General features: G+C 32.8%; 3 protein-coding genes. All 3 read left to right on the top strand.

From position 1 onward, the window contains the following. The first annotated feature begins 624 nt into the window (after positions 1-624). The 3 genes from ACKI67_RS04550 to ACKI67_RS04560 all read left to right on the top strand — a co-directional run bounded on the left by ACKI67_RS04550 (position 625) and on the right by ACKI67_RS04560 (position 4,024). Entirely contained in the window at positions 625-1,050 is a 426-nt protein-coding gene (locus ACKI67_RS04550; protein WP_067147408.1) for a 30S ribosomal protein S12, read from the top strand. A gap of 14 nt (positions 1,051-1,064) precedes the next feature. Beyond that, the gene (locus tag ACKI67_RS04555) at positions 1,065-1,625 is read left to right on the top strand and encodes a 30S ribosomal protein S7 (RefSeq protein ID WP_407462215.1); all 561 of its coding nucleotides are present in this window, start codon (positions 1,065-1,067) and stop codon (positions 1,623-1,625) included. A 203-nt stretch (positions 1,626-1,828) separates the two neighbouring features. Beyond that, complete coding sequence (locus ACKI67_RS04560) at positions 1,829-4,024, top strand: elongation factor EF-2 (RefSeq protein WP_407462217.1); 2,196 nt, start codon at positions 1,829-1,831, stop codon at positions 4,022-4,024. Positions 4,025-4,152 lie beyond the last annotated feature (128 nt).

Below are 4,152 nucleotides of genomic sequence, written 5' to 3' on the forward strand. Positions count from 1 at the left end.
TAATTATTAGTTTTTTAATTATTAATTTTTCAATTCAAATCTTTGAATTTTTTTATTTTTACAATTTTAATACTATCAAAAAACCAAACATTTATTAATAAAGTTATTATAATATATTATTATAATAGGTAACATTATACCTTATCAACATTTTTCTAAAAAAAGTTTTATTTAATTTTTTATGTTGATTGGTATGGTGGATATGGCTATAATCTGTTATTTCTTAAAACTAATAGCTTGTGTGCATTTTGCTATAGTTTTCTATTATATTATAGTTAACCTATATTATTTTCACATCATTGATTTTCAAAATGAGCTTCAATGATTATAGCATTGATCGAATCAATCAAAGACAGTATTTGATTAATGTATTTTAATTAGATTCTATACTTATATTCTATTTTGTATAGGAGTTTTGATTGCTATTATATGGTTATTTTATCGTATAATTTTAGTATTTTGAATCTAAATTAAGCTTAATCACCTTAGTTTAGATGTTGAGTAGAGATTGGAGTATAATAGTAAATCGCAGCGGTGGACTTCTATCTAATGGAATTAATTATTTTAATCTTATTATTTATTCAAAAAGACGTTTGTCGTAAAAACTAAAGAGGAAGAATAAATATGCCAGGACTTTTTGCTGCTAAAAAGCTTAAAAAGAATAGACAAAATTTTAAATGGAAAGACGTAGACTACAAAAGAAGAGCATTACGTTTAGATGTAAAAGCAGACCCTCTCGAAGGGGCACCTCAAGCTAGAGGAATCGTTATTGAAAAAGTAGGTATCGAAGCAAAGCAACCTAACTCTGCTATTCGTAAATGTGTTCGTGTTCAATTAATCAAAAACGGTAAACAATTAACTGCATTTGCACCAGGTGACGGAGCAATCGGTTTTATCGATGAGCACGATGAAGTTATGATTGAAGGAATCGGTGGACCATCCGGAAGATCCATGGGAGACATTCCTGGAGTTCGTTGGAAAGTAAGTAAAGTTAACAATGTTGCTTTATCCGAAATGGTAAGTGGAAAAATCGATAAACCAGTAAGATAATTGAGGTAATTTTTATGGCTAAATTATTTGATAAATGGGACCTTGATGAAGTAGAGGTACAAGATTTAGGTTTAAAAAGATACATTTGCTTAGATGAAACTATCGTTCCTCATACTTTAGGTAGACATGTAAAAAGACAATTTGCAAAATCCAAAGTTTCTATCGTAGAAAGATTAATGAACAAAATCATGAGAACTGAAAGAAACTCTGGTAAAAAGAACAAAGCTTACAATATCGTAAAAGAAGCTTTAGAAATAATTAACAGAAGAACTAAAAAGAACCCTGTTCAAGTTTTAGTTACTGCAATTGAAAACACTTCTCCTCGTGAAGAAACTACCCGTATCAAATACGGTGGTATCGGATACCAAGTAGCGGTAGACATTTCTCCACAAAGAAGAGTAGACCTTTCTTTAGGATTCTTAACTAGAGGAACTTTACAATCTGCATTCAAAAACAAAAAATCTGTTGCTGAATGTTTAGCAAATGAATTAATCTTTGCTTCTGAAGAAGATACTAGAAGTTTCGCTTTACAGAAAAAAGAAGAAAAAGAAAGAGTTGCAAAAGCAGCACACTAATTTTAGTGTATTTGATAATCATAGAATTGATCATATCTTATTTGAAATTTATAATTTTTTTATAGGTTTCTCTTATATATGATTAATTTTAATTTTTTAAATTTTTTAAATTTTTTAATTTTTAATTTAAAAGACATATAAAAGACTAAATGACTTAGATATATTGACTTAAATAATAAACATGATGTTTATAGGTGATGATTTTGAGTAGACGAGACAAAATGATTGCAAAAATCAAAGAATTGATGTACCAACCTCAATCTATCAGAAACATAGGTATTTGTGCACACATTGACCACGGTAAAACTACTTTATCCGATAACCTCTTAGCAGGTGCAGGAATGATTTCTGAAGAACTTGCTGGAGATCAAAGATTCTTAGATTTCGACGAACAAGAACAAGCTCGTGGTATTACTATCGATGCTGCAAACGTATCTATGGTACACGAATACCATGGTGATGAATATCTTATTAACTTAATTGATACTCCTGGTCACGTTGACTTTGGTGGAGACGTAACTCGTGCAATGAGAGCTGTAGACGGTGCAGTAGTAGTTGTATGTGCAGTAGAAGGTATCATGCCTCAAACTGAAACTGTACTTAGACAAGCTTTAAGAGAAAAAGTTAAACCAGTATTATTCATTAACAAAGTTGACAGATTAATCAACGAAGTAAAATTAGGACCTGAAGAATTAGCTAACAAATTCATTGGAATCATCAATGAAGCTAACAAATTAATCAGCAAAATGGCTCCTAAAGACAAAAAAGAAGAATGGCTTGTAAAAGTGGATGACGGTAGTGTAGCATTCGGTTCAGCATACCACAACTGGGCTATCAACATTCCTATGATGCAAGAAACTGGAATCAACTTCAAAGACATTATTGATTACTGTAATGATGAAAATCAAAAAGAATTAGCTCAAAAAGTACCTTTAGCTGAAGTATTATTAGGTATGGTAGTAGAACACTTACCATCTCCTGAAGTTTCCCAAAAATACAGATGTCCTAACATTTGGGATGGAGACATTGAAAGTGAAGCTGGTCAAACCATGGTTAACACCAGCCCTGATGGACCTTTAGCTGTAATGGTTACTAATGTATCTGTAGACAAGCACGCTGGTGAAGTAGCTACCGGTAGAGTATATGGTGGTACTGTAGAACAAGGTACTGAAGTATTCTTAGTAGGAGGTCAAGCTAGATCCAGAGTACAACAAGTAGGTGTTTTCTTCGGTCCTGAAAGAGTTCCTACTGAAAAGGTTCCTGCTGGTAACATTGTTTACATTACTGGTGCAAAAGGAGCTACCGCAGGTGAAACCATCTGTTCTCCTGAAAACAAGATTGTAGAATTTGAAGGAATCGAACACATTTCTGAACCTGTAGTTACTGTAGCTGTAGAAGCTAAAAATACTAAAGACTTACCAAAACTTATTGAAGTATTAAGACAAACTGCAAAAGAAGACCCAACCATCCACGTTAACATTAACGAAGAAACCGGTGAACACTTAGTTTCCGGTATGGGAGAACTTCACTTAGAAGTTATTGGTGTAAGAATCAACAACAAAGGTGTAGACATCAACACTTCCGAACCTATTGTTGTATACAGAGAAACTGTTGCAGGAAAAACTGCTAACCCTGTAGAAGGTAAATCTCCTAACAAGCATAACAGATTATACCTTGAAGTTGCACCTTTAGAAGATTCAATCTTCCAAGCATTGCAAAATGGTGACATCAAAGAAGGTAAAATCAAAGATAAGGAAGAAGCTCAAAAATTCATTGAACATGGTCTTGACAAAGAAGAAGCTAGAAGAGTATGGGATGTTTACAACAAATCCTTATTCATCAACATGACTCGTGGTATTCAATACTTAGATGAGATTAAAGAGCTTGTTATTGAAGGTTTCGAATCTGCACTTGAAGAAGGTCCAGTTGCAAACGAAATTGCAATGGGTATGAAATTCACTCTTGTAGATGCAAAACTTCACGAAGACGCAGTTCACAGAGGACCTGCTCAAATTTTACCTGCTATCCGTAACGCTATTAAAGGTGGTATGATGATGGCTGACCCAACCTTACTCGAACCTGTTCAAAAAGTTTTCATTAACACCCCAACTGACTATATGGGATCCGTTACTAAAGAAATCTTAAACAGAAGAGGCCAAATCGTCGACATGCCAACTGAAGGTGATATGGTAAACGTTGAAGCTAAAGTACCTGTAGCTGAAATGTTTGGTTTTGCTGGTGAAATCAGGTCTGCAACTCAAGGTAGATGTTTATGGTCTACTGAAAACTCTGGTTTTGAAAGATTACCAAGAGAATTGCAAGATCAAATTATCAGACAAATCAGAGAAAGAAAAGGATTATCCCCACAACCATTTGGTCCTGACCACTACTTAGGTTAAGACGAATGTAAATTAAGATAATCTTAATCTTAAATTATCTGGTCTGTTTTTATTAAATTAGGATTTTTTCCTAATTTATTTTTTTATTTTAATTATTATTTTTTTAATTAATTTTTTTATATTGTTAT

This window comes from Methanobrevibacter sp. (assembly GCF_045577275.1).
GTDB lineage: Archaea > Methanobacteriota > Methanobacteria > Methanobacteriales > Methanobacteriaceae > Methanobrevibacter.

Excerpts from the sequence above, each read along its gene's own strand:
- ACKI67_RS04550 (WP_067147408.1), top strand. The coding sequence starts at position 625 with ATGCCAGGACTTTTTGCTGCTAAAAAGCTTAAAAAGAATAGACAAAAT.
- ACKI67_RS04555 (WP_407462215.1), top strand. The coding sequence starts at position 1,065 with ATGGCTAAATTATTTGATAAATGGGACCTTGATGAAGTAGAGGTACAA.